The 16,074-nt window shown below is 57.4% G+C and carries 8 protein-coding genes; 1 reads left to right on the forward strand and 7 read right to left on the reverse strand.

Features of this window, described 5'->3' with window-relative positions; all coding sequences use genetic code 11:
* The 5 genes from N0Q91_RS20610 to N0Q91_RS20630 all read right to left on the reverse strand — a co-directional run bounded on the left by N0Q91_RS20610 (position 1) and on the right by N0Q91_RS20630 (position 8,825).
* Positions 1-4,269 (reverse strand): nSTAND1 domain-containing NTPase, encoded by a 4,269-nt coding sequence (locus tag N0Q91_RS20610; RefSeq protein ID WP_275598548.1) that lies wholly within the window; start codon positions 4,267-4,269, stop codon positions 1-3.
* A gap of 239 nt (positions 4,270-4,508) precedes the next feature.
* Positions 4,509-6,173 carry a S1 family peptidase gene (locus tag N0Q91_RS20615; RefSeq protein ID WP_275598549.1) on the reverse strand — a complete coding sequence of 555 codons (1,665 nt, stop codon included), beginning with the start codon at positions 6,171-6,173 and terminating at the stop codon, positions 4,509-4,511.
* Between the two features lie 9 nt (positions 6,174-6,182).
* Positions 6,183-7,121 (reverse strand): lipase family protein, encoded by a 939-nt coding sequence (locus tag N0Q91_RS20620; protein ID WP_275598550.1) that lies wholly within the window; start codon positions 7,119-7,121, stop codon positions 6,183-6,185.
* A gap of 31 nt (positions 7,122-7,152) precedes the next feature.
* Positions 7,153-7,773: a glycoside hydrolase family 108 protein gene (locus tag N0Q91_RS20625; protein WP_275598551.1), complete on the reverse strand. Its 621-nt coding sequence runs from the start codon at positions 7,771-7,773 to the stop codon at positions 7,153-7,155.
* A 494-nt stretch (positions 7,774-8,267) separates the two neighbouring features.
* Positions 8,268-8,825 carry a C40 family peptidase gene (locus N0Q91_RS20630; protein ID WP_275598552.1) on the reverse strand — a complete coding sequence of 186 codons (558 nt, stop codon included), beginning with the start codon at positions 8,823-8,825 and terminating at the stop codon, positions 8,268-8,270.
* Positions 8,826-9,384: 559 nt separating this feature from the next.
* Here N0Q91_RS20630 and N0Q91_RS20635 point away from each other — a divergent pair.
* Positions 9,385-10,956: an autotransporter outer membrane beta-barrel domain-containing protein gene (locus N0Q91_RS20635; RefSeq protein WP_275598553.1), complete on the forward strand. Its 1,572-nt coding sequence runs from the start codon at positions 9,385-9,387 to the stop codon at positions 10,954-10,956.
* A 14-nt stretch (positions 10,957-10,970) separates the two neighbouring features.
* On the opposite strand, the gene N0Q91_RS20640 is transcribed toward N0Q91_RS20635, so the two are convergent.
* Both N0Q91_RS20640 and N0Q91_RS20645 read right to left on the reverse strand, forming a co-directional pair.
* Positions 10,971-13,727 (reverse strand): TIR domain-containing protein, encoded by a 2,757-nt coding sequence (locus tag N0Q91_RS20640; RefSeq protein WP_345774920.1) that lies wholly within the window; start codon positions 13,725-13,727, stop codon positions 10,971-10,973.
* Positions 13,712-14,812: a hypothetical protein gene (locus N0Q91_RS20645; protein ID WP_275598554.1), complete on the reverse strand. Its 1,101-nt coding sequence runs from the start codon at positions 14,810-14,812 to the stop codon at positions 13,712-13,714. Before N0Q91_RS20645 ends, N0Q91_RS20640 begins: the two co-directional genes overlap by 16 nt.
* Positions 14,813-16,074: the final 1,262 nt, after the last annotated feature.

Consider the following 16,074-nt stretch of genomic DNA (forward strand, 5'->3'; position numbering starts at 1 on the left):
CTATACGGATTGCCGCAGTTTGTATGCCGAGTTGCTGCGCGCGTAATGAAAGGAATGCTGCATTAGCTTCGGCAGCGTGTCCTCCCCGAGAAGCGCTCGTTCAGCCAAGCGATCGAACGCCTCAGCCCATCCACCGCGTGCAGCCATGCGCATTAGTTGCTGGCTCGCCTGACGCTTTTCGCCCGGCTTCGGCATGCTATCGGCGGAAGTGTCACCGCTGAGTTCCTCCTGCTCAAGCCGTTGGGCCACGACCATCGCCGCCTCGGGTAAGTAGGCCGATGCGAAGTCCCACAGGGCAGTCGCTTCACTGGCAGAGGCGGGCTTTGCCTGGTTCGTATCGAGGAGATTAGCTAGGCTAACTGCTGCGAACGGATTACCGCTTGTCGCAGCCATGCGGTAGAGGTTTTCCTCGGTTTCGTTCTCGTCCCGTTGCAATTCGGGATGCTTCGCGAGCAACAAAGCAAGGTTGCGCGGCGCGCGAAGATAGTCGCCCAGCTTCATTGCCTTTCGGTAATGGTCGGCGACCTCCTGTGGGGTCGCCAGCGATCTGTCCTTAAGGAAGACTGCATAGGCGTTGAGTGCGTATCCCGAGCCAAGCTCGGTCGCGCGTCGATACAGAGATACCGCGCGCTCGGCATCGGTATCCTCGATTGCCACGGCTAACCGGTACATTGCGAATGCGTCGCCTTTTGCCACGGCGGACTCATAGGCGCCCTGTGCTTCAGCCGCGTTCGCCGGCCTTCCGTCTAGGCCAAATTCGCGTTCGTGGCCGAGACGCGCTTCAGGGCTCGTACCGTCGGGTAGTTTCGATATGAACGGAGAGAAGCCGGGCGCGGAGTCGATGTCGTTACTTGCGCTCGCGCTAGCAAGCAAATCGGCGACTAAGGCCTTTGCTTCGTCGCTCGAGGGGCCGGCCGAGATGCTATCTTGGATTGCCGGTTCGAGGATGCCGCACCGCCTCAAAGCATCTCCTACCTCAAAGATCGTGCCGTCATTCAGCCGCCGAAGGCGGTGGCATGCAATCAGGAGATCGACAGGCCAGCCGGCGCCGCGGAGCACTGGTGTCGCCGAGCCCTTGGCAACGATACCAATCCACGGAGTGTATGCCGAAGGCGTTGGCAGCCATTCGTCTACCCCGGCGCAATATCGGCCGCGCCCGTCCGAGCGCGTACCCTCGCATGCGTTGAGGTCGGTAGGCGGATATGACACATTGAAGGTAAGCCACAGGTCCCGCCACTCTTCATCGGTCGAAAGGGACGCAATATCAAGATATGGATTATAACGGATGCGCGGCCGTTCGCCAACCTGGCGGGCGATGCCCGACTGATCCGAAACGACTTCAAGTCTTCCACTGCCACGAAGGATCCTCCCGTCCTCCGTTGTAGCAACGATGCCACCCTGTTCGTCAGAGGCGATGTCGGTTATCGTGATTCCGTCTCCGGTCGCCACTCTCTTGAGCGACTCCCCGCTAATGTGCCACACCTCTCCAGCCGACAGCACGAAGACGTGGCCAGACGATCCAAGCACCTTGCTATCCGCACTCGGCTTGAAGGCGGACCCGCCAATATCAATTTCTCCGAGCATCGTAAGCTGACCGTTCGTAACCGTCCACCGTTCCAAGCGGTTGGGCCGGATTAGCAGAATCATCTTGTTCTTCCGATCGATGCCAAGCGAGACTGACCCACCCGTGATCTGGGCCGAGACAGAGCTTTCGGTCAACGGGTTTGAAGTGACCAAAGCGGTCCCAGTGTCGCTAACGTGCAAAGACGCGGCAAAGTCCAGATCTCCCACAATCAGCCGAGTGCGTCCCCTCGACGTTCCAGATGAAGCATGATTAGCGTCTGCGATCGCGGCAAGCTGCGATGCGATCTGGCCAGTGACCTCTCCGTCAGCCTCGATAGCGGCGACAGCGCTAACAATTACTGCTGCCAGCGCTTGACTCAGCTCCGCATCGTCAAGCATCCCCTCCGGAGCGAGTTTCATTACCTTCTCGGTCGCCGCGCCGGAGATACCGATGCTCCGTTCAAGGTTACGGTCGGCCGCTCGCCGCTCGGCGAACTCTGCGCGATCCCGCTCAGCAACAGCCCTGTCGCGCTCGTCCGTCGCGATCTGCGCCTGCAGCGTGGCTTTTTGAGCCTGGCTACGTGCAAAGGCTAGGGCGCCGATAGCAATAACAGCAAGCAGACTGGCGGCCAAGGCGCCAGCCAAGGTTCTGTTTGCCACCTTCTTCTGGTGTTCGGCCGCGAGCCTCTGCGCCTGCGCCAATTGCCGCGCCTCTTCCAGATCCCTGTCGCGCCGTACCTTTTCTGCACTGCGCGCCGCAACGAGATAATCCTCCACCAAGGTGCTGGCGAATCCTGAGAACCGCTCCTCGTGCGCGAAGCGGTCGGCATCCTCTAACCGCCCGGTCTGATGGACTAGCCACTCCCCTTTGCGCGCGTTGGCATGCCAGTCACGCGCGGCCCGCGCGACGCCTTCAAGGGCGACGAGTGCGGCAAAATCGTCCTCCAGCCAACCTTGTAGCAGTCCCCACTGCCGCAGCAGCGCCTCATGAACAACCTCGACCGTCGCATCACCTTGAGGGATCAGCGTCGGGACACCTTCGCCATCGACAAGAGAGGTGAAGGCTCGCTCCGTCGACAGTAAGCGCTCCGCCACCAGGTAACCGACAAGCGGCCGCGCCTCCTCAGGTAGTTCCGACAACCGTGCTACTCGGCGCCGCGGCGACCCCGTATCGGGGTCAACGCCGGCGAGCCAGGGAATGAGTGCCCGTCGGAGTAGCGCGAGTTTGGCGGCGTGCTCTCGCGGCACGGCCTGATCTTCGTCCGATCTCCTAAGAGCTCGCTCTGCCGCGGCCTCGATGGAGCCGCGAATGCCACCAATCGCGTGATAGTCGGCGAGTGTGAGGTCGCCGTCACCACCATATTCCAGATAGAGTCTCTCCATCGTGAAGGCAACTAGCGGCAGTGCATCCTTACCACCGCCCGCCCCGATGTCCGAAAGCAGCGCGGCAGTCAAAGCCGGCTCGATCTTCAGCGCTCTCCTGGTGTCTATCAGCCTAACCGCGGGTCCTTCGATTAGCATCTGATAGGTCCCCTGGGCCATCGGCGGCAGCGACAGCGTTGACTGGCGCAGCCCATCCAAGGCGGCAGCAGTTTGCAGGCGCTCGTAGGAGTCGGAACGTATGGTCACAAGCAATATCACACGCGGTTCGGACCACGCGACAACTGAGGCGAGCAGCAGCAGAAGTGCATCGGCTTCAGCACGCCCCTCTGCGAGGAAGAGCTCCTCGCCTTGGTCAATGGCAATCACGATCGCGGGAGCCGGCGGCCGCGGCACGTCCTCAAGCATTGGCTCGCGCAATGCCTCGGCCAACTCGCTAAGCAGCGATGCGAACGTTTTCGGCCCGCCGAATATCGCTGACTTTGCCCTGGCACGGCTCAGTTTTAATCCGGCTCGACGGAAGGCGCCTTCGATAGCCGCGATCAGGCCGTTTTCACCGGTGATCGCTGCTCGCTCTGGTCGTAGCACCGGCAGCGGCGAGAAATTGCGGTCATCCCGGGCCAACCTCGGCAGCACACCTGCGCGAAGGAACGATGATTTTCCTGCTCCTGACGCGCCGAGGATCGCGAGGAAGCGCGGCGGTGCTCCGTCCGCAAGGCCGCGAAGTCGGTCAAGAGCCTCAATAATAGGGGCCTCGCGACCAAAAAAGATGCCGGCGTCTTCCGCCTCCAACGGCCTCATGCCACGCCAAGGCGGCCGGTCGGGATCGCTCTCGGGCGGCCAAGGGAAAAAGCGCGCGTCGAGCCCCGCTTTAGCCAACCCCGTCCGCAGTGATACTAGGCCTGTCTTCGAAAAGGTGACGTGTTCTTCGCGGCCGTCTGGCAGGACCGAGCGAAACATCGCATGATCCCTGCCGCTGGCCAGGCGTACTACCTGCCAGTTCGCCGTTAGGTCGGCTGGCAGGTCGGGGATCGGAATATCCTCTATCAGCACACCCATCAGACGCTTATTAAGTCTGAGTGCCAGGTTGAATTCTCTCAGGCACCAACGCGATACCAGCCAGGCACTTGAAACCAGGAACAGTACCGCTTCGCAGCGGTAAGCGGCTTGATTAAGGGCGCGCTCCCAGCGCTCGCCGGCGACGATGCCGCGCTTGGGATCGAGATCGAGGAATAAATCGTCCCAACCCTCGGCGACAAGAAAATCGCGAATCGCCACCGCGGCGAAGTTATCAGCGCTTGAATGGCTAATGAAGATTCGCGCCAAGCTCTCAAAATTCCCCTGCTGCTCTCAATCAAAGTAATTGTATTTGCCGCTGCCTGCAACGGGAAGTTCGCTGTACAATAGTGGAAGGAGGAGCGACTTTTATACACCTAACCCATGCAGCCCGAATTCTCCTGGGCATGGTTGTCATTTTTTGGTCTCGCGGAGGAAGAAGATCCGCCATACTCGCGCGACCGCATGCAGCGCGTGGATTCTACATCGTTGGCAGAGGTGGTGCAGCTCTACGTCGCGTCAGCGCTTCCTCCAGTCGCGTTCCTAGCAATCGCATCCATGATCGAACGAATCCATATTCCTTCGTTGGCTGCGTAGGTTCCCTGCTTCCCGTTCAACTTTGGCATGAAGTCCGCTCCCGCGTGGTGGAGACCGATCACGTCCCAATCAGCTGAGAATACCGGACTGCCGGAACTTCCCGGTTCGGTAGGAGCTCGGTAATGCAAGAGAACCCGGCCGGCGATTGTCGGCTTGCCGCTAGTCGGACCTTCGTGGTCCAGCAGTTGGTTGTCCTGAAGAGAAAAGCTGAGCTCGCCTCCGAGTGGATGGCCGATCACGTAAACCCGCTGATCTTCATCTGTCACCGGAAGCGAATCCGACACGGGACACGGCTCTATCCCGACTGGCGGTTCCACAAAGCGCAGCAGACTGGCGTCCAGGAGTTCAGGTGGCGAGTTCCATGCAATCTCACACACCCGATGTCGCCGCGCAGTCCGGTCCGAGTCGGCCGTTGCCTCGAAGGCTACGGATGCCTTGTCGCTTCGAAGCGCTCCCCTCTGTTCTGGGGAATCGCTCACCACATGAGCATTGGTGAGCAGGAAGAGTTCGTCGCCGAGCGGTTCGTGGAGGTCGCGGCCGCGGACCAGAAATCCGGTCCCGATGCCCCGGCCATCCGGCTGACGGATCAGCGCAACCGAACGTGCCCGGTTCATCGCCGTTCGCATCCACCAGTACGTCTGAACTCCCGTATTTCCGAGAATCTTTTCGAAGGACACCATGTCCGCTTCGGCGGTGCGTTGGACCTGCTGTGGCGTGAGACTGAGTGTGCCGGACCTGTTTCGGAGCAATGCCGCTCTGAGAACAGCTATCACAGCCCCCGCTTCGCCCTCATCCGCGCGAAGTCTCCACACCTCGGTGAACTGGCGCAGGGTCCCGGCGATCTTGAAAGCGTCAACGTCGGCCGCACTGAGATACTCCTGCAGCCATCGCTGCACCCCAGGCAGGTCACCCCGCGCGAGTGACAGTTCAGCGGCAGACGCATAGTCCCACGCCTCAAGCGTGCCTGCCAACCAGCGCTGCTCGACTTCACGACGCAATCCTTCAAGAATGCTGTCTTTCCGCGGGAAATCTGCAATCTCAACGCCGTCGCGTTCAGCCCGTGCCAACAAGGCGACCAGATTCACCCCGTGCCAGATCTGCGTTGGGTCACGGTCAAATACCTGACGATAGGCAGCAATTGCAGCCTCCAACGCATCCTCTGCCATTCCCAATTTGGAGCCGCAGGCGTCAATGTAAATCTGTTTGTAGGCGCGACCGAGCAGCCCCTGAGCTTCTTTCAACTCGCTCCCTCCAAGGGCTACGCTCCTGATCAAGCCCTGAAGCACCGCGATCGCTGCAATGAGTTCGCCGCTCTCGATCAGGGCCTGGCTGTAGTGACGATGGACAACGTCCTCTCGAGACCCGAGCCGCAATAGATTGTCGGCAAGCCGCTTTAGCGCGCCCATGTGCCGATGTTTTCGAAGTTCGTCCAGTACTTGTCGAGCGATCTTTGGTTCCGGAACCTCGGTCCCTTCCCTCAACCGTTCAATCCAGGCGTTGCATGCCGATTCAACCTGATTTTCCTCGAGGCTCGCCGCCGCCACGAGAATTTTCGTTGCCTCTGCCGAGCACTTCATCGGCGTTCCCTATAGTTTCAGCAGTTTTCGGAGCTCCGTCCTGAACAGTTGCCCCTCGAAATACTTTCTCAGGCTGTGGCGCCACAGACCGCTATTAGGCTCATGGATGTCCCTGACCACATCAAGGCCCGCGCGACGGAAATCGTTAGTAAGTTCCGGATCAAGTGCGGCGACAACATCGAGGCGATCGAAGATGTTTACCCAATCGCCTTCAATCTTTTTGCTGGGAAACCCATGTGACCGCGTCCATTCTGGCGTGAGCTTGTCCTGAACCTCATCGATGCCGAGCGGACTGCCTAGTGTCACCAGGGCATCAATGGCAGGGCACTCTGGTACCCGCATTAGGCAGTCATAAGCGATCACGGTGCCCATGCTATGGCTGACGACCACGTGGGGCCGCCCCTTTTCGGCGCCAGCCGCGACCTTCTCAACAAATCGCCGCCGAATCTCGCGCTGAACCTGGTAGGTCTCACCCGGTCGGGGTGTCCAGCACACGTTGAAAAGGTAATGATGCACGTCCCGCAGAAAAGCAGCAAGGAAGCGTTGCTTAAGCGCCCAAGGGAGAGGAAAGCGCTCCTGCAGACGTGAGGCGGAACCAACCAAATATTCTGGCTCGTCCAGCGCCGGATCTTCGAGCAGCAGTCGTCCAGCCAGCCGGGCTAGCCACACGGGGTCTTCCGCCCCATCCACTGTGACCGCGTCCCCTATGTGGTCGACGTCGCTCTTCAACGCCTCCAGCTCATCCGTACTTTCGTGAGCCGCAACATTTGGATCGGGTGCCGGATAGAGCACATCGGCCCAGTAGACCATGGAGCTGCTCACGCCCTTCGCGCCGAGATCGATTCGTGTCTCCTGTGGACCACTCGCCAAAGCGCGTCGCCAGACCCCCAGGAGCGCGGCCTCCTCGGGCTTCTGACCGATACCATGGATCATCGTGACATGTGCCATGCGTCTCCTCTCCTCCCTTGGGCCGCTTTTGCTAATCCCAGCGTTCCAATTGCGCGCCTTCTGGCAAATCGGGAATGCGAGCGATGTAAAGCATATCCCCGAAGTCTGGTTCCTGCGGAATCCGTTCGAAACCCGGCAATCCGATCTCACGGCGAAGATCGTTCAACCGGTTTATCCAACCCTTTAGGAACTTAGATTGCCCCGGCGCCTGTGCAAATCTCCTGTATAGACCTTCCCGTATTTGAGTGTAGTGAACCAGCGTCGTACCGAGATCACAGGCATCGCAGGCGCGCTTCGTCGTGGGTCCGAACTGCCCATCAATCCGCGTGCCTACAGCCTCTTGAAGAATCCGAATCGCGCGGCCGGTTCCCATGTTCACCGCGGTGTCGAACTGCGCCAGGTCGAGCTTACGTCTCAGCAGATCACATCCCGCGGGCGTCCAGTAGTTGCCATCGTAGATGGCCCGGACCTCCTCATCGTCGATCTGCTTGACGTCGCGCGCAGACCGACCAATGCGGCTCCGCCAAGAATTATAGACCTCCTGCGTGATCCCCTTATTCGTGCGACCGCCGCGGTCATCGGGATCGTCAACGAAGCCGCCCTCCCACTTCATAATGAAACGCATAGAATCTGGCAGACTTTCCCTAGCCATGCACACCCTCCTCCCAAATCGAAAGCCGTAACGCGCCGACGGGAATCAATTGATCAGCCGCCCGCGTTACTCTCCGCCACTGATCTCACCTGTCTCGGTCTCCCCACTGCCATGCGCTTTGGTTGACCCCGGTTCGCGACGGACGACCTCAGCCGCGGAGTTGCCCCAAGGCAACGATTTTGCTCCAGCACCCGCTTATCCGCTCCAGCCGCCTTCAGCTTCTGGGCCAGCCTTTCCGACGACACCGCGATCCCCGCAGGCAAACGTTGGTCTTGCAATTGGCTGGGCTTACTTGCTGAAGTCACAGACTTCCTGAAATTCACAATTGTAATGATCCAACCGTAACACGGTATATCTGAGCTCGCCAATGCACCGAGCTGCCGCGAAATGGCGGAACATCAAATGTACGCGGCAGATTGTCTGCCAAATGCCCCTGGGATTAAGACGAGGGTGAAAATCCGGATCAGGACACCCCCTCCTCCGTCTCTCAGGTGCTATTCGTCCGCCTCTAAACCCGCCGGCGTGAATATGTCCGGCTTGTTCGAAATACCTATACGGTCCACGAGATCGGCCGTCCCGCCGGGTCCATCGCCGCGTTGGCCGTCCCATAAAGCGATCAAATGAACTGCGCCATGCTCCTGAGCGCGCTCAAGGAGGTGGACGTTACAGATGCTGTATGCTTCGTCCGACCGAGGCAAGTTCAAGGTTTCGCGCTGCGCCTCGGATGTCGTGGTCCACAGATGCCAGAAGCGTTGCTCCCAATCGCTCCCGGGAATTCCTTTCACCGAGGTCAGGACAAAAAGCTCTGGAGAGTACGGTAGCACGATAGTTGTCGGGATTCTAACGGCCCTGCATTGTTCGTGAAACAGTATGTCCCCACCCCGGGCGCAGCTTGCAAATCCCATAACAGAGCCCTTGTCTGTGGTTGCGTACGGTGCAATTGCTGTAGCAATGCGTGCTGCAGCCGCCACCTCCAGCTCAGATGGAAAACGCGCGTTCGGGCGGCCTGGCTTGTCGATCATATGGCCGGTGAAAAGAATGGAAACTGCCATCGCCGCTCCGATCGCCGGGATCTCCACGAGGGAACAGAATACCCAAAACACCGTAGTGTGCACGAAAGATAACGAGATTCTACATGCGTCTTAGAAACTGAGTCTCTCGATCGGGGGCGCTGAGCGCTTCGCGGGTCCGTCCTCACGCCACACCTGAAAGGACCCGATCGCAATTTGAGGCAAGTACATTCCTCGCGGCGACGTGCTTCCTCACTGCCCGACATTTCGCCTGCTCCGTCAACCAAGTCCATCTTTGCCCCTTTTACGGATCGATCGCAGCTATGGCTTGAGCTTCGGTACTACCTACGCCGCGAGACGTTCTTTGGCAACCAGCGCAGCCAGCGGACTGGAGTACCGGACTCGCGGCACGCCCCCCTAAATTAGCGACTGTTGTTTTTCTGCATCCTTCGCCTGCAATCTAGAGGAGCCGGTGGGATAAATTATTGTCTTCCTTCAAAAAGATGTGATCATCGAGCCCTTGAGAGCGTGACCCGCGCCATAGGATCACGCCTTCCTCCCGCGAGCCAGATTGCGGGACGTCAACGTCGAGGGGGACGTGATGCGAATAAAACTGGTCATTGCAGCAACTTGCTGCTGTCTGCTGTATACCGGCGGGGCATATGCTCAAATTGCTCCCACTCAAGTTAGACACAATTTCGAGACGTACAGCGAAGCGCTAAGTTTTCTCCTTGGAGCGGGCGACAGATTTTGTGGGTTTGTGACAAGTACTCCGAATGGCCCCAATCCCGCCCTCACAATATTACCGGGTAACGTAGCCGATCTTCCTCCGAGCAAAGAGACAGGTTTAATCGGCCCAAATCTTTCGCTTCACTGCCATCCGAACACAGATAACACGAATCTATCTGGCGGCTCCGTGGTCGGGGGAAGCCTGTCGTCATTGCAGTCAACCAGAACCGTATCGCAATTCGAAACCACGCGCCGCCGATCCGAACCATGTGATCCGGCAGAAGATCCAGAATGCAACGAAAGCGACAGTAGGGATGCCGTTATTTCCAACTACTTCTACCAACGAAGCATCACGTCATCGGGAGAACTCATTTTTAGTCTTATCAGCGATAGTGATGATGCACTTAGCGCAAGTGGATTAGTACCATTTGACGGTTTTACCATGTTTGGACAGATTGAGTATCAAAACTATCGCCAATCCGACTCTAAATTTGAACCGGCAAAGAAAATCGATATCTTTACTGCGGAAGCCGGAGCCTTTTGGGACGTGGGGGTTGACAGCGTGGCGGGATTCAAGGGGCTGTATTCGAATGGGAATGGTACATCCCCGCGACCCGAGACGGTTACTAGCCTGGGCACAGGCAATGAAATCGGTGGACAAGTATTTAATGGTAACTTTGAGAACATCTGCGGAGTGCCCCACGAAGGCACAATAGATACCAGCGAATTCGGTGGATCAGTATTCTATCAGACCATGTTTCTGCAAGATGGCTTCATCAACGCCGAACTAGGAGTAAGTAAGTCTCGCTTAAAGTATGGGAACAGTCTCTGCAAGTTCGACTTAGATTTTGAGACGGTGGCAGAAAATGTTTTCAATATATTTCCGATTGATCAAACTGCTGGTATAATTCGTGGCAATCCGGATATTTTAGGATTATCCGCAGACATCAACGCTGGTTACGATTGGGAATACAACAGTATAGTTGTCGGACCCCGGCTTTCCTTTAGCGCCAAATGGAAGAAGGTCGGTAGCTATTCCGAAACAGAGGAGCCAGGCACCTTGAATTATCCGATCACCGGTGCTAGCCTAAACTATGAGGACCAAGACATCTCGTCCGTACAGACACGCATCGGCGTAGCAGTGTCGAGGCCGTTCACGTTTAACACTATGACAGTCGTTCCGTTCGCGCAGTTTGACTACATCCATGAGTTCGCGAACGATCAGCGCACGATCAGGGCGACTTTTGTCGAGGACGGTCGACCTGACCCTTTTAGATTTACTTTTAAGACAAATCCACCGGACCGTGATTTCTTCGAGCTACGAACCGGCGTAATAGCCGAAGTATTTAATGGGGGAGTGGCTTACATCGATGGGCGGGCGATCCTAGCGAATGAACTTGTAGACAATTACGGGCTTACGGGAGGATTGCGGATATCTTTCTGAAAAGCACAGCTTGCCTACGGCTGCGGCCACTCCGGGACTTCCGGCGCGAGTTTCGCGAGTTCGCTTTGTTTGCCCACCAGGTATTCTTCGTCCCGTCGATACTGAACAATGTCCGGGAATTTTCGGCGCAAGTCGCGTATTAGCGCAATAGCACGCTGAATTTCCGCCAAGGCGTCCGCAAAGTTTTCACGCTTCTGATAGAGCTTCGCAAGCGCGGCGTGGACCGTGGCAACCTCCCGCAACCATATTGGCTGCGCTTCATTGCTGCTTATCAGATCATTCGACATTAGCAACGCCTCTCGTAGAGAACGTTCCGCCTGTTCGTACTCCCGAGTTTCCATCGCAACTTCGCCGAACTGAACCAAGACGACAGCCAAATCGAGCTTGTAGAACGAGCGCTCCGCATCCGCTTTTAGAATGACGCGGCGATCGGCGATCGCTTTGGCGTACCACCGCGCAGAGTCCTCCAATTTTCTCGTATCGCCACCATGCTTGTATGTCGCGAAAGCTATTTGACCTTGCCTTTCCTCGAGCACGCTCCGATCTCTTAACCATTCCTGATTAAGAGGATCGTTATTCAGAATACGCTCGGCAATCTCGAAAGCATCCCGAGCGTATTGTTCCGCTTGGCGCAAGTTCTCGAAGGACCTCGTGACATCCGCATTATCCGCTAAACGGAGGTGGGCGCTCGCCAGTCGTTCCAGCAGAAGGGAGCGGTCCCGTTGCCAGTCAAGTCGCGAGGAATCGGATCTTGTGAGCTTATCGGAGATGAGCAAAGCCTGCTCATAGGCATTTAGGGACCTGGAAACATCCATTTCCACCGAGAGGACCATGTCGCCGAGCCTTGTCAACGTGACTAGTTCAGTTCGCTGGTATTCGGTGTTTTGAGGTTCGGCGGAAACCAAAGCCTTTGCGGTCTCCGCAGCTTCACGCTGTCGTAACAGCGCATCGGAACGACGGTCCATCTCCACGAGTGTCGTGGCCAGCGAGGAGAGGGCGGCCATCAGGTCTCCGCGATCCGATGGGTCATGTCTCCTTTGTATGAGCGACCTGGTTGTCTCCAGGCACTTTTCGTACGCAGCCGCGGAAGCGGCGAGCTTCCCCCGCTGGTAATTGTATGCGCCTAGCCGGCAATGCCCTTGGGCCAATTCGCGATGCCAAGACAGGCTACCCGTCTTTGACAGCCACGCCTCGGACAATGTAACCCTCGATTGCGCCGCCGCGATTGCTCCATTAAAGTTTCCTGCATAGGTTCTTTCTTGGCCTTCCGCGTCGAGCAGTTTCAATCGCAACATTGCAATTGCAGCCGGATCCGGCGCCGAAGCGAGACCAATCCATTCCAAAACCGATGGGTACCTTTGCTCCAAGCGATCTAAGGTTGCCGCCGTTTCCACGATGAGAGGCGTGACCTTCTGTTGAGATTGCTCATCATCAACAAGAGTGAGCAGCTCGGCCAATTCAAGATTGAGCCGCGCGCGCTGGAACACGAGCATTGGCGACGTTTCGTCGTCTGAGATGAGCTTACCGAAATCCACCTCCGCAGATCTCAGCAGCTCTTCGATTACCTCTGACGGCACACCGTATCGATCTCTATATCGGACCGTCGCCCCTATCTGCCTAGCTGCACTTTCGACGGCGTTCTGAAGGCGTCGCTCGGCCATTCGACTTTGCTCCAAGGCTATCCATGCCCCAATACCCGCAACAACAGCAAGGATAAGCATTCCAGCGGCAACGGCTTGAGCTACCCGCCGTTGACGTCGATCCACCTCAGCCTGTCTCTGCGTGAGTTCGGCAAGGGAAACACCAAGCAGGGTCGCGACAATTTTTAACTTCGCCAGGTTAAAACCGTCACCGCCTCGTCCGTCCGTAGGCTCCTGGATGTCGGCGGCCAAAGGCTCCGTCAACGAGCCGTCGCCGCTGCGTAGACCGACCAAGGCCTTTGGAAAAGCTCCCTCCGGCTCTCGGACGGGATGGTTAACGGCAGGCACACCGCGCACGATCACCGCTATGATGTTGTCCGATCGGCCGAGCTCCTTGAAGAAGGAAATCTCCTTGTCCACCCACTTAGAGTTGGCGGCTGCGGGACTGCATAGCACTATCAGATACTCGGAGTTCTCCAGTGCATCCTTGATTGTTTGCCCAAGGTCTGCAGACGCCTTTAGATCAGATCGATCTCGGAAGATCGGCGAGACTCTTTCGTTCCGATGGATCCCGGACCTGCGGAGTGGCCTAGGTATCCTGTATGACTCCAATGACCTTTGAAGCTTCTCTGCTGCCGAGCGATCCTTGGAGGAGTAACTGATGAAGGCCCTGTATCTATATCCCTCGCCACCCTCCCCGACCGGGATTGCGTCTGCAGATTTCTTCTCCATCAAGGACAGCGCTGCACGCACGTTCGGCCCCCTCAGTGCTCGTGCCGCAAATATAACGCCACTATACCAGCCTGCGCTCCACCTAAGCGAGAGAAAATTCACGCTTCGATCGTGGCGGTGATCGTCACAACGTGCCGGCTCTACGCGGGTGGATTCAACAGAACCTACCCAGCTGTCACCGGGAGCGGACTTTGCATCCCTCGCCTTTGATGGGAGCAGAACCTGAGACCCGTCATTTGACGTCTGGCGCAGTTGAACGGATCGGAACCTTCCGCCCTGTAGTAGAAAATCCCTGAAAGAAATGTTTGTGTTATTTTTACAGTCGCTTAGACCAAATGGAGGGCCCACTCTTGGACAGCAGGCCTTCCAGTAGAGGGACGTTCTTAGGTCAGTCCCCATTTTCTGGCGCCGGCGCGGGTTTGTTCTACGCACTTTTCTGCAAGGACGCTTGCATATTTACTCGCGGGCACCAACGTGCAGTCAAACACATTCGGCGCCGCGCGCTCGAAGACGACAATTGCCGGCCGCTTGATATCGCGCAGCGGCTTGAGCCGGACACGGTGCGTGTTATTGCCAAAATGCGTCAGGTGTACCTTGATGGTTTCAGCGCCAAATCGGAATTCGACGGACTGCGTCTCATCGGGCGCAACGCCAAAGAATGCTTCTAAGGTCGCTACAGGCAATTGAATCTGATAGCCAGCGGTACCGCCTGACTTTTGGCTTCCAGTCTCGTACTTCATAATCTGCAGATAGAGCCTGACAGGTTTTTGGGTAAGCGGATCAAGCTTGCGAAGAAATTTTTCTTTCGACGCCTTTTTAGGCGCGTTTAGAACCTTCAGATAGAGCGGTTTGGGAGCTGGCTTTTGAGGTGCGGGAATGAAGGGCTTTGCGCCGTTCTGCGGAGTCGGGTTTTCACTGTCGAGCTCGGAACCGAGTTCAGCTTCCTGCTTCAGTTTTCGGATTCGGGCCAGAGTAACGTCCTGGCACTGAGCCAACATCTTGTTCCAAGCTTCGTCCAGCTGCTTTTCAAGCGCGTGCTTACGTGGGACTTCGACTTGCAAGGCCATCTCGGTGTTAGTGAGGAGGCCGCCCCCAGTTAGGTTGGCTGAGCCGATGAGCGCCACGATTTTCGTGTTGAACTGAAATTCGAAGAACTTGGCATGAAAGGCGGCGTTCTGAAACTTGTCCTCAATCGCGCCTGCATAGATCTGTGGCTTGAATTGATCCATCAGATAAAGGCTGTAAAGCAAGCTATCCGGCGTCGTGATGCCGTTTCCCACGCCGTAAATCGTATGGAACTTGCCGCCGGCCTTGAGGAAGTCCTCAAGGCTGTTCGCAATCAGCCCCAACCCGCTCCAGCGGACGTAGGACACCGCAGCGCGGAACCTCTTAAGGCCCGTTTCGCAGATGAGACCGTTCAGACGGTCGGCAAGATAGACTTTTTCTGCGGAGATTTGTGAGGCGAGCTCTACCGTCCCGGACACAGGCTATATCCTCACGTCGGCGTCAGGGTCACCGGCGCCCAGTGCGTTGAGGTAAGCTAGGCAGAGGTCTCGCGAGCGGTACCTCTGGTAAATTTCCAGTTCCTGGCGCTCTACAATCGGGAAGCTTGAGAAAACGTGCCGCACGTCATCACGGTTGGTCACGCCGTACAGGTGGAAGAAGATCGCATCGAGTTTCGCGCGCAGCCCGAGACGCCGTTCCTCGTCCCATGCGAAGGGAGGCCGCGCCTGTCCCAGCTCGTCCACGTAGCCCATCTCTCGCGCGAAAGGCGCCATGTCATTAGAGGTGTAGGTCAGCTCAAGGACGGCCTCTTTAATGAGGTCGAACGCTGACCGGCGTCCAAAGTGGACAGTCGCATATACGTCAGGGGGAATGACCGGGAGCTGCTCTACGATGAAGAGGTTGAGCGTCTGTCCCTGAATTTTCTGACGGGTGACGAAATCAAAGATGAGCGCGTTGAAGTTTGCACATAGCAGCCACTCGGTCCGCACACCACCCTGATCTGCAACGAAGAGCGGAACCTTGTTGCCGAAACCCATTGCTGGGAATAATGCCGAGATGAATGTTCGTGCGTTGGTGGGCGCCGTGATTTCTTTGAAGCCCAGAACCCACTCGTACCCTGGCGGCCAGCCGCATTCGGCTGCCGGAACCCAATATTGCGGCTGCGGATACCAGTCGGGATTGGCATGCTGTGCTTCCGTGGCGGGTTCGGGCTGCGCCGGCCGATGCTGGTTTTCTGGGTTTACGATAACGCTCGCCGCCCGGTGATCAAAAGCTTGTACCATCTTCCCTTCATAGAGCGGCAGCCAAGTTCCATGGGCGCTGGTAAAACGGTTCATCCCGGTAGGATAGGCGCCTTCCGCTTCTTCCAATTCCTGCAGCGTCTTGAACACGCCCGAGTCATTGGTCATATGGAACATGGTCTTGTAGCGCAGAGGCCATGCCTTCGTTACCGCGCCTAACGAGCGGTCGACCAGTACGGGCGCCTTCGCATAAAGGACAGTCGTCAGTTCAGCGTCGCGTCGAGATTTAAAAATCGGTGCCGTGCCCGTATTCGGATTGACCCGCATGAAGTCCTCAGCCGTCAAAGGAAAGCACCGCTCCGGGTCTTCCAACTCCGAAACATCCTGAAGAAAAAACGCACACTTTGCGGGAGCCGGTGCAGGGCCTGGCCCTGCCACAAAAGCACAGAATTTGAAGCGGCTGTCGACATCCGGGAAGAACGGCTGAGCATCGTAGCGCG

Origin of the sequence: Sinorhizobium prairiense, from assembly GCF_029201645.2 — a bacterium.
Classification (GTDB): domain Bacteria; phylum Pseudomonadota; class Alphaproteobacteria; order Rhizobiales; family Rhizobiaceae; genus Sinorhizobium; species Sinorhizobium meliloti_A.

What these genes read in the sequence shown, in the direction of transcription:
- N0Q91_RS20625 (WP_275598551.1), bottom strand. Translation starts at nt 7,773, where the DNA reads ATGGCTAGGGAAAGTCTGCCAGATTCTATGCGTTTCATTATGAAGTGG.
- N0Q91_RS20620 (WP_275598550.1), bottom strand. Translation starts at nt 7,121, where the DNA reads ATGGCACATGTCACGATGATCCATGGTATCGGTCAGAAGCCCGAGGAG.
- N0Q91_RS20635 (WP_275598553.1), top strand. Translation starts at nt 9,385, where the DNA reads ATGCGAATAAAACTGGTCATTGCAGCAACTTGCTGCTGTCTGCTGTAT.
- N0Q91_RS20615 (WP_275598549.1), bottom strand. Translation starts at nt 6,173, where the DNA reads ATGAAGTGCTCGGCAGAGGCAACGAAAATTCTCGTGGCGGCGGCGAGC.
- N0Q91_RS20640 (WP_345774920.1), bottom strand. Translation starts at nt 13,727, where the DNA reads ATGGGGACTGACCTAAGAACGTCCCTCTACTGGAAGGCCTGCTGTCCA.
- N0Q91_RS20630 (WP_275598552.1), bottom strand. Translation starts at nt 8,825, where the DNA reads ATGGCAGTTTCCATTCTTTTCACCGGCCATATGATCGACAAGCCAGGC.